Source organism: Thermosulfurimonas sp. F29 (assembly GCF_019688735.1).
Classification (GTDB): Bacteria; Desulfobacterota; Thermodesulfobacteria; order Thermodesulfobacteriales; family Thermodesulfobacteriaceae; genus Thermosulfurimonas_A.
Genome location: NZ_JAIFYA010000001.1, coordinates 227,548 through 243,787, shown reverse-complemented (window position 1 = coordinate 243,787; position 16,240 = coordinate 227,548). Strand labels below are relative to the sequence as shown.

General features: G+C 62.5%; 12 protein-coding genes. 8 read left to right on the top strand and 4 right to left on the bottom strand.

Going from position 1 to position 16,240, the window contains the following annotated elements:
* Position 1: 1 nt before the first annotated feature.
* The 3 genes from K3767_RS01170 to K3767_RS01160 are packed head-to-tail and all read right to left on the bottom strand — an operon-like array spanning position 2 to position 4,927.
* Positions 2-2,233: an acetyl-CoA carboxylase carboxyl transferase subunit alpha/beta gene (locus K3767_RS01170; protein ID WP_221171734.1), complete on the bottom strand. Its 2,232-nt coding sequence runs from the start codon at positions 2,231-2,233 to the stop codon at positions 2-4.
* Positions 2,230-3,624, bottom strand: coding sequence for a biotin carboxylase N-terminal domain-containing protein (locus K3767_RS01165; RefSeq protein WP_221171733.1), 1,395 nt, complete (start codon positions 3,622-3,624; stop codon positions 2,230-2,232). The genes K3767_RS01170 and K3767_RS01165 overlap by 4 nt, the downstream gene beginning before the upstream one ends.
* Before the next feature lie 7 nt (positions 3,625-3,631).
* Positions 3,632-4,927: an adenylosuccinate synthase gene (locus tag K3767_RS01160; protein ID WP_221171732.1), complete on the bottom strand. Its 1,296-nt coding sequence runs from the start codon at positions 4,925-4,927 to the stop codon at positions 3,632-3,634.
* Between the two features lie 248 nt (positions 4,928-5,175).
* Here K3767_RS01160 and K3767_RS01155 point away from each other — a divergent pair, with 248 nt between their 5' ends.
* The 4 genes from K3767_RS01155 to K3767_RS01140 are packed head-to-tail and all read left to right on the top strand — an operon-like array spanning position 5,176 to position 9,988.
* Positions 5,176-6,285, top strand: coding sequence for a cysteine desulfurase family protein (locus tag K3767_RS01155; RefSeq protein ID WP_221171731.1), 1,110 nt, complete (start codon positions 5,176-5,178; stop codon positions 6,283-6,285).
* Entirely contained in the window at positions 6,286-7,137 is an 852-nt protein-coding gene (locus K3767_RS01150; protein ID WP_221171730.1) for a substrate-binding domain-containing protein, read from the top strand.
* Positions 7,134-8,093, top strand: coding sequence for a glycoside hydrolase family 3 N-terminal domain-containing protein (locus tag K3767_RS01145; RefSeq protein WP_221171729.1), 960 nt, complete (start codon positions 7,134-7,136; stop codon positions 8,091-8,093). The genes K3767_RS01150 and K3767_RS01145 overlap by 4 nt, the downstream gene beginning before the upstream one ends.
* Before the next feature lie 26 nt (positions 8,094-8,119).
* The gene (locus tag K3767_RS01140) at positions 8,120-9,988 is read left to right on the top strand and encodes a SurA N-terminal domain-containing protein (RefSeq protein WP_221171728.1); all 1,869 of its coding nucleotides are present in this window, start codon (positions 8,120-8,122) and stop codon (positions 9,986-9,988) included.
* Here K3767_RS01140 and K3767_RS01135 read toward each other — a convergent pair.
* Positions 9,960-10,253, bottom strand: coding sequence for a hypothetical protein (locus tag K3767_RS01135; RefSeq protein ID WP_221171727.1), 294 nt, complete (start codon positions 10,251-10,253; stop codon positions 9,960-9,962). The two genes, K3767_RS01140 and K3767_RS01135, sit on opposite strands and share 29 nt — an antisense overlap.
* Positions 10,254-10,297: 44 nt before the next feature.
* On the opposite strand from K3767_RS01135, the gene carB reads away from it, so the two are divergent.
* The 4 genes from carB to K3767_RS01115 are packed head-to-tail and all read left to right on the top strand — an operon-like array spanning position 10,298 to position 16,231.
* A complete protein-coding gene (carB, locus tag K3767_RS01130; protein WP_221171726.1) occupies positions 10,298-13,564 on the top strand; it encodes a carbamoyl-phosphate synthase large subunit in 3,267 nt (1,088 codons plus the stop codon).
* Positions 13,565-14,536 (top strand): adenosylcobinamide-phosphate synthase CbiB, encoded by a 972-nt coding sequence (gene cbiB, locus K3767_RS01125; protein ID WP_221171725.1) that lies wholly within the window; start codon positions 13,565-13,567, stop codon positions 14,534-14,536. It abuts the gene before it with no gap.
* Entirely contained in the window at positions 14,476-15,525 is a 1,050-nt protein-coding gene (gene cobT / locus K3767_RS01120) for a nicotinate-nucleotide--dimethylbenzimidazole phosphoribosyltransferase (RefSeq protein ID WP_221171724.1), read from the top strand. The genes cbiB and cobT overlap by 61 nt, the downstream gene beginning before the upstream one ends.
* Positions 15,509-16,231 (top strand): adenosylcobinamide-GDP ribazoletransferase, encoded by a 723-nt coding sequence (locus K3767_RS01115; RefSeq protein ID WP_221171723.1) that lies wholly within the window; start codon positions 15,509-15,511, stop codon positions 16,229-16,231. The genes cobT and K3767_RS01115 overlap by 17 nt, the downstream gene beginning before the upstream one ends.
* Positions 16,232-16,240: the final 9 nt, after the last annotated feature.

Sequence of the window (16,240 nt, the reverse complement as noted above, 5' to 3'; positions counted from 1 at the left end):
CCTACCGGTAATAGAGATTCCGACCCCCCATGGTAAGAAGGGCCTCGTAAAGCTTGAGCCGCAGCTCCCGGCGGTCCCACACGCCCTGAATGTGCCCCCGCCGCAGGGCGTTTTCGGCGCTGTGATAGTCCGGGGGCACGGGTTTTCCGGTGGTCTCCAAGATCACCCGCGGCCCGGCAAACCCCAGGCGGGTGGAGCGCAAGGCAAATTGATAGGGGGCGCATCCCAGAAAACTGGCCACCGGCCCGGCATAGGAGTTGTTGTCGTACACCACGATGTAGAGCCCTCCGGAGTCCACATATTCCCGGGCCGCAAGCGTGCACCGGGGCATCTGTATGACCCCCAGGGTACCCTCGTGGATCCGTATTCCTCCGGTGGTGTGGATCAGGGCCAGAAGGGGCCTCCGGGTGATCCGGGCCCGATCGCAGGCCCGAACAAACTTTTCCCCCTCCGCCACCCCCACCGTGCCCTGCCGGAAGTCCGCGATCAGCATGGCCACGATCAGCGAAATTCCGCCTATCCGGGCTTCAAAGGTGAGCATGGCCGAGTTGCGCCCGGTCTTCTTCCGGGCCTCGGCCAGCTTCTGAGCGTAGCCCTCGAAGTTGAGCGGATTCCCGGAGGAGATTTCCTCGTTGAATTCCTTTATGCTTCCCCGGTCGAAGATGTTGTTGAGGTACCACTGGTATTCCAGGGGAAAGTGGTGGCCGCAGTTGGGGCAGACCCCGCAGAACTCTCCGTAAAGGTCCGGCACCCAGAGGTCCGGACAGCCGTGGGTCTCGGCGTTGGGACAGGTTACGGTCCGGTCCTCCAGGGCCAGCGGACTTACATAGAGCTCCTCCTGTTCCTCGAGTCTCTCTATGGGAGAAACGATCCTGGGCGGGCGGCGGCGTTTTCCGGCCACCAGGTTGTAAACGGTCTTTACCGGGTCGGTTACCGGTTTGAGAAAGGCCGAGCCCTCTTGGGTGAATTCCTCGAACATGCGCCGCAGGGCCCTGTGGCTCTGCCGGAACACCCCGTAGCGCAAGCCGTGAAAGACCCGCGTGCCGAGGTCGTGTCCCTTCTCCACGAAGGTCTTAAGACGCGAGGCCCTTCCGCAGACGGCCCAGCGTCCCATTTCCCGATACTTCCGGGAGCGGTTCTCGAGCAGGATCTCCTTTTCGTCCTCGGAGAGCTCCCAGTTCACATAGATACCGAAGTCGTCCGGGACCTCCTCGCCGTTTTGCCGGGAAAGCACATATTTCCGGAAGGTGCGGAGGCTCCGGGTCTGAAGGACCACCTCGTCCGTGGCCCGGATCATTTCGTAACGCAGGCGCTTGAAGAAGGCGTAGTCTCTGCGGCGGGCCCCCAGAGGGGGTTCCGGGACGATGCGGTCTATGGTGCCGAGGCGCAGGTTGTCCTCGGCGGTAAGTTTGAGGTTGCGGGCGCAGCGTTCCACCAGGTCCCGCGGGGGACGCCCCTCCCGGAGCTTGGCCTCGATGGCCGCCGCCCCCTCGGGGCTTATCACCGAATAATACCCCCGGGAGGCCATGAGCCTTAAGTCCGTAAGGCCTATGGCCTCGGCGCCTCCGGAGCCTCCCTCGGAAATGAAGGAGATCATGGGCACCTTTAACTTGGCCATGGCGTAGAGGTTGCGGGCGATCTGCTGCGCCGCCCCCGGATAGTCCTCGATGGGATAGGCCCCGGGCGTAAAGATGTAGAAGTGGATGGGAATGCCTTCGGTTTCGGCAATCCTCATGTAACGGAGGGCCTTTTCGTTCCCCCAGGGCTTGGCGCTTCCGCCTTCGCGGAATTCCTCCCCGTGGCCCTTTTCATGCCCGATGACCATGACCTGATGAAGGTAAACCCTGTCCCCCACCCGCCGGGAAATCATGGCCCGGGCCACCACCACCGCCGGGTCGATGTTGATCTCGCCCTCCCCCCCGAGCTCGGTGTAGCTGTCGTAAACATTCTCCAGGATGTCCTGCAGGGTAAAACGCTGGGGGTGCCGCACTATCTTCACGATCTCGTACGGAGTGAGGGTGCGGGCGGCAAGCTCCTCGAGCTCCACAAGCCTTGAACGAAGTTGCGGGAGTCGTTTCCTCGCCTCATCGAGGGGGCGTTCGTAGAAGTCACGCCGGAGCTCCTCCAGGGCCTCCACCACCGAGGAGATCCCCTCCCAGTCCTCCCCCTTTATGTCGCGGAGGTACACGGCCCTTTCCCACAGATCGGTAAGTTCCCGGTAAAGTTCGCTCATGAGGGGAACCGGAATATGTCCTCGAGTTTTTTCTTAAGATACTCCACATTGGTCGTTAGAGGGTCCCCCCGGGAGGTGTGCCCCTCGATGACCGCCTCCTCAAGCACCCTTCGAGCCCGTTCCACCGCTTCGGCGGTGTCCCTGCCCCACACGATGGCCAGGGCCAGATTGGGATCGTATTCCGTGGGAATGGTGTAAGGCCTGTCCGAGGGGACATGGGTGCGGAGGGTCAGCCAGGGGTAATCCGGCCAGGTAAAGCGGGTGATGGTCCCGGAAAGCGGCTTGAAGTTGCGCCGGGTATCCTCCGCCACCAGACGCAGCTCGATGGCCGTACCGGAGAAGGTGATGTCCCTCTGGCTGTAACCCAGGCGATCCCCGAGGGCCGTGCGGATCTGTTCCCGAATCAGGTTTACCTCCCGTCCCTTCACCCTGGAGATGCGGGCCGAGATCTCGTTTTCCACCTGGATACGGGTGTTTACCTCCATCAGGTAGGCCTTTCCCTCGGGGGTCACCAGCCATTCCCAGGTCCCCACGCTGTCGTAGGCCACGACCTCGGCCAGTTTCAGGGAGTGGTTGATGATTTCCGTAAGCACCTCTTCCGCCGGAAAGGAGTAAGAGACATAGGAAGGGTCGAAGCCGGGGGCAATCTCCACCCGTTTCTGGCGTCCGGGGCTCTGGATGGTGCAGTTGCGGGTTCCGAAGTGGACCAGTTCCCCGTGGGAGGTTCCGAGGAGCTGGACCTCAAGGTGCTGGAAACGGGAGAGCCGGGCCTCGATGAGGACCCCCTCGTCCCCGAAGATCCTTTTGGCGTAGGCCCTTACCCGCCGGAACACCGGGCGCACCTCGCCTATCTCCCGCACCTCCTCTATTCCCATTCCGCCTCCGCCGGCCGAGGCCTTGATGAGGAGTCGGGGATCCCTTTCCCCCGATTCGGAGAGCCACTCGAAGAGTTCCTCCGCCCGGGCCTCGGCCTCGATCTCGTTGTAGAGGGGTTCGGTGGTGCCGGGTATGACCGGGATCCCTATCTCGCGGGCCAGGCGCTTTACATTGAGTTTGCTTCCCAGATCCCGGATGACCTCCCAGCGGGGACCTATGAAGGTCAGGGGACGGGATCGTTTGGCCACCCGGCGGGCGAAACGGAAGTCCTCGGCCAGGAAGCCGTAGCCGGGGTGAATGGCCGTGCAACCCGCTTCGTCGGCCACGGCGAGCAATTCGTTGGGATCGCGGTAGTCCGCGATGCGGTATTTCCTGGCGGCCCTGCGGACATGAAGGCTCTCCTCGTCGGCCCGGGTATAGACCGCCACATACTCCAGGCCCAGCTCCTCGCAGGCCTCCATGATCCTCAAGGCAATCTCCCCCCGATTGGCGATGAGCACGCGGTCTTTTTTCATGGTCGGTTTACGGGTGGAAGGGGTCCCGCAGGAGGATGTTCTGATCCCGGGCCGGACCGGTGGAGACCATGATCACCGGAACACCCGCGTACTCCTCGATGAAACGCAGGTAATCCCTGGCCGCAGCGGGGAGATCCTCCAGCGTGCGACAGCGGGAGAGGTCCTCCATCCAGCCCCGGAAACTCCGGTAGAGGGGCTTTACCCGGTAGATCTCGGAGAGACGGGCCGGGACGGAGGTGAGGCGGCGTCCGGAAAGCTCGTAGGCCTCGCAGAAGCGGATCTCGGTGAGCCCCGAGAGCACATCCAGCTTGGTGATGGCCAGGCCGGAAAGGCCGTTGAGACGGACCGCCTCTTTCAGGATGACCCCGTCGAGCCATCCGCAGCGCCGGGGTCTTCCGGTGGTGGAACCGTATTCTCCTCCGCACTCCCGCAGGTGGTTTCCTATCTCGTCGGTAAGCTCGGTGGGAAAGGGGCCTTCCCCCACCCGGGTGGTGTAGGCTTTGCATATCCCCAGGACATAGTCTATGGTGGTGGGCCCCACGCCGGCCCCGGCACAGGCCCCGCCGGCCACCGTATTCGACGAGGTGACGAAGGGATAGGTGCCGTGATCGATGTCGAGCTGGGTGCCCTGGGCGCCCTCAAAGAGGATGTTCTTTCCGGCCCTTCGGGCCCGGGCCAGGATCTCCGATACATCGGCCACATAAGGGGCCAGACGCTCGCCGAAACGGAGGTAGGTGCTGTAGATCTCCTCGTAGGAAAGGGGATCCCTTCCCAGATACCTCTCCAGATAGAAGTTCTTTTCCTCCAGGACTTCCCGCAGTTTTTGGGCGAAAAGATCCGGATCCAGCAGGTCCCCCACCCGGATGCCCCGGCGGGCCACTTTGTCCTCGTAACAGGGGCCTATGCCGCGCCCGGTGGTTCCGATGCGGGTCTTGCCCCTGCGGGCCTCGCGACCGTGGTCGATGGCCTTGTGATAGGGCATGATGAGATGGGCCTTTTCGCTTATGTAGAGCCGGCCCGGGGGCACCGGAAGCCCGGCGGCCTCCAGTCGATCTATCTCCGAAATAAGGACCTCCGGGTCCACCACCACCCCGTTCCCGATGAGACAGACCTTGCCCTCGTGAAAGATCCCCGAGGGAATGAGGTGAAGGATGTGTTTCCGACCGTTTATGACCAGGGTGTGCCCGGCGTTGTTGCCTCCCTGAAAGCGCACGATGTAATCGGCCCGTTCGGCCAGGAGGTCCACGATCTTTCCCTTGCCTTCGTCTCCCCACTGGGTGCCCACCACCACTACCGAGGGCATATTGTCCTCCTCTCCCGATTTCCAAGAGCCAAAATACTTAAAATGCTCCCTCAAGTCAAACCTCCGCTTCGTCCCTTCTCGAAAAATAGGATCCGATCCTATTTTCTAATTTCAGGCTTTCCTTCAAATTGTCCCTATTATTGCCCACAATTTGCGAAATCTTTGTTTCCAAAGTTTCTAAAATAGGATCCGATCCTAATTTTTCGGGGAGGTGGAAGGGGGTGGGGTGGGGTGTTATATAAAGAGGCGTGAGGATTTATCTGGATTACAACGCCACCACTCCCGTCCTTCCGGAGGTGCTGGAGGAGTTTCGCCTCTGGGCGGTGGAGGAGTTCGGTAATCCCGGTTCCGGGCACCTTTACGGCCAGCGGGCGAGGGAGGCCCTTTCGGCGGCTCGTCGGCGGGTGGCGGCCCTGATCTCCGCCCGGCCGGAGGAAGTCGTCTTCGTCTCCGGGGGCACCGAGGCCAACAACCTGGCCCTCCTGGGGACGGTGCTTCCCCGGGGAGGGGGGCACATCCTGGTTTCCGCCGTGGAACACCCCTCGGTGCTGGCCCCGGCGCGAAGGCTTGCGGAGCTCGGTTTCTCCGTGGAGACGATCCCGGTGGACGGCGGGGGATATGTGGATCCCGGAGAGGTCCGGCGACGGCTGCGGGCCGACACGGTGCTGGTTTCGGTGATGCTCGCCAACAACGAAACCGGAGCCCTTCAGCCGGTAAAGGAGATAGCCCGGATCTGTCGGGAAGCCGAGGTTCTTTTCCATACCGATGCCGCCCAGGCCGTGGGCAAGATCCCGGTCTCGGTACGGGAGATCGGCTGCGATCTGCTTACGCTCGCCGGCCACAAGATGTATGCCCCCAAGGGGATAGGGGCCCTTTATGTGCGCGAGGGGGTGAAGCTTTCCCCCATCCTCTTCGGGGGCGGACAGGAAGGAGGGCTCCGGCCCGGGACCGAACCCGTGGCCCTGGCCGCGGCCCTGGGAAGGGCGGCGGAAATAGCCCTGCAGGATCTCCCGGAGGAGGCCGAACGCCAGCGACACCTGCGGGAACGCCTCTGGGAGGGGCTCCGCGAGATTTTCCCGCGGGCCGTGCGCCACGCTGATCCCGAACGCACCCTTCCCAACACCCTGAGCGTCTCCTTTCCGGGACTATCCGGGGCGGAGATTTTGACCCGGGTGCCCGGGATCTGTGCCACCACCGGGGCGGCCTGTCACGACCGCTCCGAGGCCGTCTCCCATGTCCTTTCGGCCATGGGAGTGCCGCCGGAGGTGGCCCGGGGAACCGTGAGATTCTCCCTGGGAAGATTCACCACCCCGGAGGAGATCGACCGGGCCCTTAAAATCCTCAGGGAGGTGTTTTAAATGCAGCCTCTTTATCTTCCCTGGCCCCTGGATACGGGAAGGGAAATTCCCGAGAACCTCTTTCTTCCGGGCTCCAATCTGGTTTACGACTTCCACGGAGATCCCTGCCGGGCCGAGCTCGTCATCACCATGGAAGGCAACCAGTTCATGGTCATCCCGACTCTCCTCAGGGCCTTCTGCGAGTACATCGGTCGCCGGGTTTCGGTCTTCTATGTCACCCTGCCACCGCCCCGATTCAGGCCCCTGGTGGAGGGGGCCCCGCTTGCCATCGGAAACCTGGTTCTTTCCGTAAAACCCCATGTGGTCATGGGCCCTCCGGAATTCATGAAGGGTCTCCTGGAGAAGGACCTCATCGACGAACCCCGGACCTTTATCCGCAATCAGGGGGTGGTCCTGGTGGTGAAACGGGGAAACCCTAAAGGGATTTCCGGGCCGGAGGACCTCCTGCGGCCGGACATTCGGGTGGCTATCTCAAACCCGCAGACGGAGGTCAACTCCTACCGCACCTACCTCTCGGCCCTCTCTCATGTGCCCGGACTCCCGGAAAAGATCCGGAGGGAGGCCCTCACGAGCCGCTTCATTCATCATCGCGAGATTCCGGCCATGATCTATCACGGGATTGCGGATGTAGCCCCCCTTTACCATCATTTCGGCCTTTACTATCGCAATCCCGAGTTTTTCCCCGAGCCCCTTTTTGATTGTGTGGAGTTCCCCGAGGGGGCCCGGATTCGGAACGAGTATCAGGTGGCTCTAATGCGGAACCACTCCGGAGAGGCGGCCGAGGCCTTTCGGGAGTTTCTCCTTTCGGAGGAGGCCCGCAGGATTTACGCCCGTTACGGGTTCGCACCGTGATAAGGTCCCTAGGAACCTTCCCGGTGGTGAGCCCCTCTGCAGCCGAGCTTTCGGCGGAGGAGCGCGAGATCGTCCGCGATCTCCGACTGCGACACTTCATTTTCTTCACGAGACACTTTCCCGACCGTGAGACCTTCCGGGGGCTTCTGGAGGCCCTTCGGGAAGCCGCGGAGCCCGGTCTTCTCATGGTGGATCAGGAGGGGGGGCGGGTGCAGAGGATCGGTCCGCCTCTCGCTCCGGAGTTTCCCGCCCCCCTTTCGGTGGCGCGAAGGGGAGAAGAAGAGGTGCGTCGCTTCTCGCGGGAGCTGGCCCGCACGGTCAGGGACCTGGGACTCAACACGAACCTGGCTCCGGTACTGGATCTTGCCGGGGAGGAGGCCCCGGAGTTCCTTCGCGGACGCACTCTGGGTGAGGATCCCGAAGAGGTGGCCCGTCTGGGCCGGGTCTTCATCGAGGCCCATCTCGCCGAGGGGGTTCTGCCCTGCGCCAAACACTTTCCCGGTCTTCGCGGCGTTCAGCCGGACCCCCATCGGGAACTTCCCCGGCTGGAGGACCTTCCGGCCGAAAACCTCCTCCCCTTTCGGGAAGCGGTGGACGCGGGGGTTCCCCTGGTGATGACCACCCATCTCATCATCCGGAGCCTTTCCCCACAGCCGGCCACCTTTTCGGAGGAGGTGGTGGGTCTCCTTCGTCGGGATCTTTCCTTTGAGGGACTGATTATCACCGACGATCTCGCCATGGGGGCCTTGAACTCTTACGAACTTCCGGAGCGATTCCTTTACGCCCTCCTTTCCGGGCACGACCTGTGGCTATATTGCGGAAGTCTCCTCGAGGCGGCGGAGGCCCTCCTGGAACTGGATCGGGAAGCGAGGCGAAGCCGGGTGCTCCGGGATAGAATCGCCGAGGGGCGGGAACGGTGGCGTAGAGTTTTGCAAAACCGACTAAAGATCTTATAATAGGCCGACTCAGGAAGGAGGCCGCCATGCTCGATTTTCTGCGCAAAGGGGCCCAGTCCACCGCGGTAAAGATCCTCTTTGCCGTAATCATTCTGGTCTTCGTCTTCTGGGGTGTGGGTACTTTCCGGGCCTCTAGGGTGGATGTGCTGGCCCGGGTGAACGGAAAACCCATTACCGTTCGGGAGTATCAGCTCCTCTACGAGTTCCGCTATAGGCAATTGCGCCAGATGTTCGGCAACCGGGTGGACGAGGATTTTCTGAAAAACATGCACTTTCGGGAGCAGGTGCTGGAGGAGTTGATCAAGAGGCGGTTGCTGGAGGAGGCCGCGGATCGCCTCGGTCTTTCGGTGCATCCGCGGGAGGTGCAGTGGGCTATAGCGCAGATTCCGGCCTTTCAGGAGGGAGGCCGTTTCAGCTTCCGGCGTTATCGGGCGGTGCTCAGGGATCTCGGAATTCTTCCCCGGGATTTCGAAGAGAATGTGCGGGCGGATCTACTTGAGGCCCGGATCCGGCACTTCCTTACCGCCACCATCTTTGCCCCGGAAACCGAGGTGCGCGAGCGTTACGCCTTCGAAAACCAGGTTCTCAGGATACGCTACGCCTCCCTCCCTTACGCCACCTGCGAAAGGGGCCTAAAGGTCACGGAGGAGGAATTGCGGGATTACTACCGGAAACATCGTGAGGAATACCGGACCGAACCCCGGGTGCAGGTGGCCTATGTGTTTTTCCCCTATGCGCGGTATCGGGGGAAAATTAAGGTTTCGGAGGAGGAACTAAAGGCCTACTACGAGAGCGAGAAGGATCGCTTTTTTGAGCCGGAGCGCCGGAGGGTGCGCATGATTCTCATAAAGGCCGAGCCCGGGAAAAAGGCCGCGGCCCTTAAAAAGGCCGAGGCCCTGGCCGAAAAGATAAAGACCCTGACCGATTTCGAGAGGATGGCCCGCCGGTATTCTCAGGACCGGGCTACGGCTAAGCTGGGCGGGGATCTGGGGGTGGTGAAGCCCGGGGAGCTCTTCAAGGCCGCGGATCAGGCGGTCTTTTCCGCGGAGGAGGGCCGGGTGGTGGGGCCGGTGGAGGGCCCGCAGGGCTATTATCTGTTTTATGTGCAAAAGATCCTTCCCGCGGGCACCAGGCCCTTCCGGGAGGTGAAGACCGAGCTCGAAAAGGAGCTTCTCCGGCGGAAGGTCCACGAGGCGGCTTACGAGGCGGCGGACGATCTTTATCAAAAGGCGGTGCTTTCGGGAAGCCTCCCGGAGGCCGCCGCCAAAGCAGGCCTGAAGGTGAAGGAGGTGAGTTTTACCCGTAAAAAGCCTCCCGAGATTTTGTCCGGCAAGGAACTTCTGGAGGCGGTCTTTTCCCTCGAGGAAGGGGAGATATCCTCTCCGGTGGAGGCCGGAGGGGGGGTGATCCTTTTCCAGGTGGAGAAAAAGGAACCCTCCCGGATCATGACCTTTTCCGAGGCCAGGAGATTCGTCCGGCGGGACCTGATCCGCGAAAAGGCCGCGGAAAGATGTCGGAAGAGGGCCTCCGAACTCCTGAAAGAGCTTTCGGGGAAGAAGTCCCTCTCCGAGGCGGCTCACCGGGGATTTAAGGTGGTCGAACGCACCCTTAAGAGAAACGAGCTTTTTTCCGGGGAAATACCCCGGGCGGTGGCCCGGGCCCTGGGAGGGCGGACCGATCCGGGGCTCCTCGATCGGCCGGCCTGTGACGGGGAGGCCTGCTATCTGGTGCAACTCGCCGAGGTGCGTCCCGCAGATTTTTCGAACTGGGACGAGGAGCGGACCGTTCTCTTCCATGTGCTCACCCAGGAGAAACGGGCGGCCTATTACCGGGCCTGGTACCGGGATCTCCGCCGCCGGGCCAAGATCAAACTTTACAAGGAACTTCCGAAATGAAGAGGTTTTTCGAAGAGCTGGCCAGATGGTTCTTCCATGTAGCCCTTCTGGTAACGGGAACTCTGGTAATTTCTCCTTTGGCTAAAGGACATCTTTCCGGGAGAGACATTATGTGGTCCGTATTAGGTATCATTTCCTGTTTTCTTTTTGCCCTGGTGATTTTCTTTCTGCTGGATAGAGTTTCATAGAAGGAGGAAGATAGGATGGAAAATGTGTATATGTATATTTTTTTTCTTATCCTCGTAATAGGCACCGCGGGAACCATAGGGGCTTACCTTTACACGCGTAGACACCCTTCGGGAAGGAGCCATGCCGAAACGCACGGACATTAAGAAGATCCTCATCATCGGTTCGGGGCCCATCGTCATCGGACAGGCCTGCGAGTTCGACTATTCCGGGACGCAGGCGGTCAAGGCCCTCCGGGAGGAGGGGTACGAGGTGGTGCTGGTGAACTCCAACCCGGCCACCATCATGACCGACCCAGAGATGGCTCACCGCACCTACATCGAGCCCCTGACCCCGGAGGTGGTGGCCGAGATCATCAGGGAGGAGCGTCCCGACGCGCTGCTTCCCACCCTGGGGGGGCAGACCGGGCTCAACCTGGCCTTTGAGCTTTCCCGGCGCGGAGTGCTTGAACGCTACGGGGTGGAGTTGCTGGCGGCCCGGGCCGAGGTCATCGAGAAGGCCGAGGACCGGGAGAAGTTCCGCGAGGCCATGGCCCGCATAGGTCTCAAGGTGCCCCGGAGCGAGATCGTGCGCAGCCTCTCCGAGGCCGAGGCCGCGGCTCGGCGTATCGGCTTCCCCATCATCGTGCGTCCCAGTTTTACCCTGGGGGGGACCGGCGGCGGGGTGGCCTACAACATCGAGGAGCTGCGCGAGATCGTGGAACAGGGACTGGAGCTTTCCCTCATCCACCAGGTCATGCTCGAGGAATCGGTGCTGGGCTGGAAGGAGTTCGAGCTGGAGGTCATGCGCGACCGCAAGGATTCCGTGGTGATCATCTGTTCCATCGAAAACTTCGATCCCATGGGGGTGCACACCGGAGACTCCATCACCGTGGCTCCGGCCCAGACCCTTACCGACCGCGAGTACCAGCGCATGCGGAGCGCAGCCATCGCGGTTATCCGGGAGATCGGGGTGGAGACCGGCGGCTCCAACATCCAGTTCGCCATCCATCCCGAGACCGGGGAGATGGTGGTCATCGAGATGAACCCCCGCGTGTCCCGTTCCTCGGCCCTGGCCTCCAAGGCCACCGGTTTTCCCATCGCCAAGATCGCGGCCAAGCTCGCCGTGGGCTACACCCTGGACGAACTGCCCAACGACATCACCCGGGAGACCAGGGCGGCCTTCGAGCCCACCATAGATTATGTGGTGGTGAAGTGCCCCCGTTTCACCTTTGAAAAGTTTCCGGAGACCCGGGACGAGATCACCACCTCCATGCGGTCGGTGGGGGAGACCATGGCCATCGGACGCACCTTCAAGGAGGCCCTGCAGAAGGCCCTGCGGGGGCTTGAGATCGGGCGCTTCGGCTTCGGGGCCGACGGGAAGTCCCCCTCCGATCGCGGGGAAGTCCTTCCCCGGGAACTCATCGTGGAAAAGCTGGCCCGCCCGAACAGCCAGAGGATTTTCTATCTGCGGGAAGCCTTTCGGGCTGGTTTTACCGTGGACGAAATCTACGAGCTAACCAGGATAGACCGCTGGTTCCTCTGGCAGCTGGCCGAGATTCTGGAGCTGGAGGACGGGGTTAAGGGCCGGAAACTCGAGGATCTCTCCGGAGAGGAACTCCGGGAGCTCAAGCAGGCCGGTTTTTCCGACCGTCAGATCGCCTTTCTCACCGGATCCACCGAGGAGGAGGTGCGCCGCCGCCGTCTTTCCATGGGGATTCGGGCTACCTACAAGCTGGTGGACACCTGCGCCGCGGAATTCGAGGCCTACACCCCTTACTACTACTCCACCTACGAGGTGGAAAACGAGGCCCGTTCCTCCCGGAAACGCAAGGTGATGATCATCGGAGGCGGTCCCAACCGGATAGGGCAGGGGATCGAGTTCGACTACTGCTGCGTGCACGCCTCCTTCGCCCTTCGCGAGCGGGGGATCGAATCCATCATGGTGAATTCCAACCCGGAGACCGTCTCCACGGACTACGACACCTCCGATCGACTCTACTTCGAGCCCCTGACTCTGGAGGATGTGCTCAACATCTACGAGGAGGAGGAGCCGGAGGGGGTGATCGTGCAGTTCGGCGGACAGACCCCGCTCAATCTCGCGGTGCCGCTGGCGAGAGCCGGGGTGAGGATTCTCGGCACCTCTCCGGACAGCATCGACCGGGCCGAGGATCGGGAGCGTTTCGTGGAGTTGCTGGACAAACTCGGGCTTCAGAAACCCCCGGCCGGCACGGCCTACACCGTGGAGGAGGCCGCCGAGGTGGCTTCCCGCATCGGATACCCGGTTCTGGTACGGCCTTCCTATGTGCTCGGCGGTCGGGCCATGCAGATCGTTTACTCCGAGGAGGAACTGCGCCGCTACATGTCCACCGCCGCGGAGATCAACCCGGAGCATCCGGTCCTCATCGACAAGTTTCTGGAGGACGCCACCGAGGTGGATGTGGACGCCATCTCCGACGGGGAGACCACGGTGGTGGCCGGGATCATGGAGCACATTGAGGAGGCCGGGGTGCACTCCGGGGATTCGGCCTGCGTGCTGCCCCCGGTCCACATCCCGAGGCCCCTCATCGAGGAGATCAAGGAGGCCACCCGGGCGCTGGCCCGGGAGCTTCAGGTGGTGGGGCTCATGAATGTGCAGTACGCCATAAAAGACGGGGAACTCTATGTGCTGGAGGTGAACCCCCGGGCGAGCCGCACCGTGCCCTTCGTCTCGAAGGCCATCGGGGTGCCGCTGGCCCGGCTGGCCACCTGGATCATGCTCGGGGAGAGCCTCAGGAGCCTGGGCTTCACCAGAGAGATCGAGCCCGAACACCTTTCGGTCAAGGAGGCGGTCTTTCCCTTCCGGCGTTTTCCCGGGGTGGATGTCATGCTGGGGCCGGAAATGAAGTCCACCGGTGAGGTCATGGGCATAGACCGGGACTTTCCCCTGGCCTACGCCAAGGCCCAGTTCGCGGCGGGGATGAGGCTTCCCACTTCTGGGCGGGTCTTCGTCTCCGTCAGGGATCGGGACAAGGACAAGGTGGTGCAGGTGGCCCGAACGCTGGCCGAGTGCGGATTCGAGATCCTGGCCACCCGGGGCACCGCGGAGTATCTCAAGAATTGTGGGCTTTCGGCCCGGGTGGTGCCCAAGATATCCGAGGGGCTGCGTCCCAACGCCGTGGATCTTCTCAAGAACGGGGAGATACACCTGGTGATAAACACCGCGGAGGGCAAGGTCAGCCGGGAGGACGCCTACCTCATCCGGCGCTACGCCATGGAGCTGGACATACCCTATGCGACCACCATCGCCGGGGCCCGGGCCATGGCCTGCGCCATAAGGCGTCTCAGGGAGACCGACTTCCGGGTGCGACCCCTTCAGGACTACTACCGGGAGATCCCCGATTCCTACTATGTCAAACGGGGGCTTCTGTGAGTGCGGGGATGGCCTCCACCGGTTGAGCTGACCCTGGCCCTCCTCCTGGACCGGCTCCTGGGCGATCCCCCCCGGGGCCATCCGGTGAGGTGGATCGGCACCCTGGGGCACCTGGGGTTCCGTCTTTTCCGGGGAGGGGGCCGGACAGGGGGGCTCGGCACGCTTTTCCTCGTCGTGACCCTTTTCGGGGGAGGGGTCCTGCTTTCGGTAAGGCTGTTCCCTCCGCTCGAGGTTCTATGGCTCTTCTACTTCGTGGCCCTCACCTCTCTCGAAAGGGAGGTTCTTTCGGTGGGAAGGGCTCTCGAGAGGGGGGATCTGGGGCTGGCTCGCCGCCGGCTCTCCTTCCTGGTCTCGCGCCGCACCGAGGTTCTTCCCGCCGAAGGCGTGATTCGCGGCGCCCTCGAAACCCTCGCCGAAAACTTCAACGACGCCTTCTGCGGTCCGCTCTTCTGGTACCTCGTGGGAGGTCTTCCGGCGGCCATCCTCTACAAGGTGACCGAGATCCTGGACTCCATGTTCGGTTATCGGCACGGACCCTATCGGGACTTCGGGTTCTTTCCGGCTCGTACCGACGATGTGTTGAACTTTCTGCCGGCGAGGTTTTCGGCCCTTTTTCTGGCTCTGGCCGCCCCTCTGGTGGGTCTTTCCCCGGTGGGGGCGTTTAGAACGGCGCTGCGGGACGCCTCAGTGCATCCCTCCCCCAATTCCGGGTGGCCCCAGGCGGCTCTGGCCGGGGCCCTGGGGGTGGCCCTGGGCGGTCCCATCCCCTACCCCGGAGGACTCCAGCAGCGGGCCTTCATGGGGACCCCCTTGCGGGAGGTGGAAATCCGGGACATAAAGATAGGGGTTCGACTGGTACGGGCCGCGGCCTTCCTTTTCGCCGCGGCGATTCTCGTGGGGGAGGTTTTCCTATGGAAATCCGGTTGCCGGAGCTTGATCGAGCTCATTACGAAGAGGCATCCCGGCGTCTAGATTTCAAGACCAAGCCCCGGGGGAGCCTGGGATACCTCGAAGAAATAGCCCGCCGGTATGTGATGATCACCGGGGATCTCGATCCGGAGCTTCCCCTCAGGAAGAGGGTCTATGTCTTCGCCGGAGACCACGGGGTGGTGGAGGAGGGGGTGAGCACCTATCCTCAGGAGGTAACCCGGCAGATGATCTACAACTTTCTTTCCGGAGGGGCGGGTATCAATGTGATCGCCCGTCAGGCCGGGGCCGAGGTCTTCGTGGTGGATGTGGGAGTGGCCGGGGAGGTGGAGGCCCCCGGGCTCGTCAAACGGAAGGTGGTCTCCGGCACCCGCAATCTGGCCAGAGAACCGGCCATGACGAGAGCGGAGGCCGAGGAGGCCATCCGCGTGGGAATGGAGCTCGCGGAAGAGGCCGCCCGGGAGGGGGTTCGGCTCCTCATCCCCGGGGACATGGGTATAGGAAACACCACGCCCTCGGCCTGTCTGATCTGTCACTTCTTGGGGGAACCACCGGAAAGGATCGTGGGAAGAGGCACGGGGGTGGACGACCGGGGCCTCAGACGCAAGGTGGAGGTGGTGCGCCGGGCCCTTGAGCTTCATCGTCCGAAGGATCCCGTTGAGGCCCTGGCGGCCTTCGGCGGGGCGGAGATCGGAGCCATCGCCGGGCTCTTTCTGGGCGGGGCCGCAAACCGCGTCCCGGTGGTTATGGACGGGTTTATCTCGCTTGCGGGTTTTCTCGTGGCCCGGGCCCTGGCTCCCGGCCTCGAGGAGTTCGTGTTCTGCGGGCATGTGTCCGCGGAAAACGGAGCCCGTCCGGCCATCCTGAAACTGGGCCTTCGCCCGATAGTGGATCTGGATCTGCGCCTGGGGGAGGGGACTGGGGCGGCGCTGGCCTCCATGATCATCGAGACCGCCCTGCGCATCTACCGTGAGATGGCCACCTTCGAGGACGCCGGGGTCACCAGGGGGCGCGAGTTTGAGACTCAGGGATGAACTCTCCGCCCTGGCCACGGCCTTCTCCTTCTTCACCCGATTTCCGGTAAGGTCGCGCGAGTTTCGACCGGCCGAGTCCGTGCTCTACCTTCCCCTGGTGGGAGCTTTTCTGGGAACCCTGAACTTCCTTGCGGTCCGTTTTCTCGAGCCCCGTCTCGGGCCGGATGTTGCCGCCTTCGGGATTATGCTCCTCCAGTACTCGCTGGCCAATTACTTTCACTTCGACGGTCTGGTGGACACCCTGGACGCCCTCTCCGCCGGAGGTTCCCGGGAAAGGCGCCTCCGGATCCTCAAAAGCCCGGAGGTGGGAGCCCTCGGCCTCCTCTTCGGAACCCTTTTCCTCCTGGGTCAGTGGCTTTTTCTGAAGGGGGTCCTCGAGAGGGGCCTTCCGGGGGTGGTTTTCTGGAAACCCCTTTTCGGAAGGTGGGCCCTTCTTTCCGGGCCGCTTCTGGGAAAGGCGGCCAGAAAGGAGGGTCTGGGGGCGCTCTTCTTCTCCTCCGTCGCCCGGCAGAGGGCCCTCCCCGTCTTCCTCGGACTTTTCCTTCTGCTCTTCTGGTTCTTCCGGTTCCCCGCCGCGGTGCTGTTTTTCGTGCTTCTCGCCCTTAATGCCTACTTCCGGAGGGTCTTCGGGGGACTTACCGGTGATCTCCTGGGGGCCCTCTGTGAGGTGACGGAGTTTCTTTTCCTTTTTCTGATTCTGATCTAAACTAAAGAC

Coding starts and splice junctions, on each gene's coding strand:
- K3767_RS01170 (WP_221171734.1), bottom strand. CDS start 2,233: ATGAGCGAACTTTACCGGGAACTTACCGATCTGTGGGAAAGGGCCGTG.
- K3767_RS01165 (WP_221171733.1), bottom strand. CDS start 3,624: ATGAAAAAAGACCGCGTGCTCATCGCCAATCGGGGGGAGATTGCCTTG.
- K3767_RS01160 (WP_221171732.1), bottom strand. CDS start 4,927: ATGCCCTCGGTAGTGGTGGTGGGCACCCAGTGGGGAGACGAAGGCAAG.
- K3767_RS01150 (WP_221171730.1), top strand. CDS start 6,286: ATGCAGCCTCTTTATCTTCCCTGGCCCCTGGATACGGGAAGGGAAATT.
- K3767_RS01140 (WP_221171728.1), top strand. CDS start 8,120: ATGCTCGATTTTCTGCGCAAAGGGGCCCAGTCCACCGCGGTAAAGATC.
- K3767_RS01135 (WP_221171727.1), bottom strand. CDS start 10,253: ATGGTTCCCGCGGTGCCTATTACGAGGATAAGAAAAAAAATATACATA.
- carB (WP_221171726.1), top strand. CDS start 10,298: ATGCCGAAACGCACGGACATTAAGAAGATCCTCATCATCGGTTCGGGG.
- cobT (WP_221171724.1), top strand. CDS start 14,476: ATGGAAATCCGGTTGCCGGAGCTTGATCGAGCTCATTACGAAGAGGCA.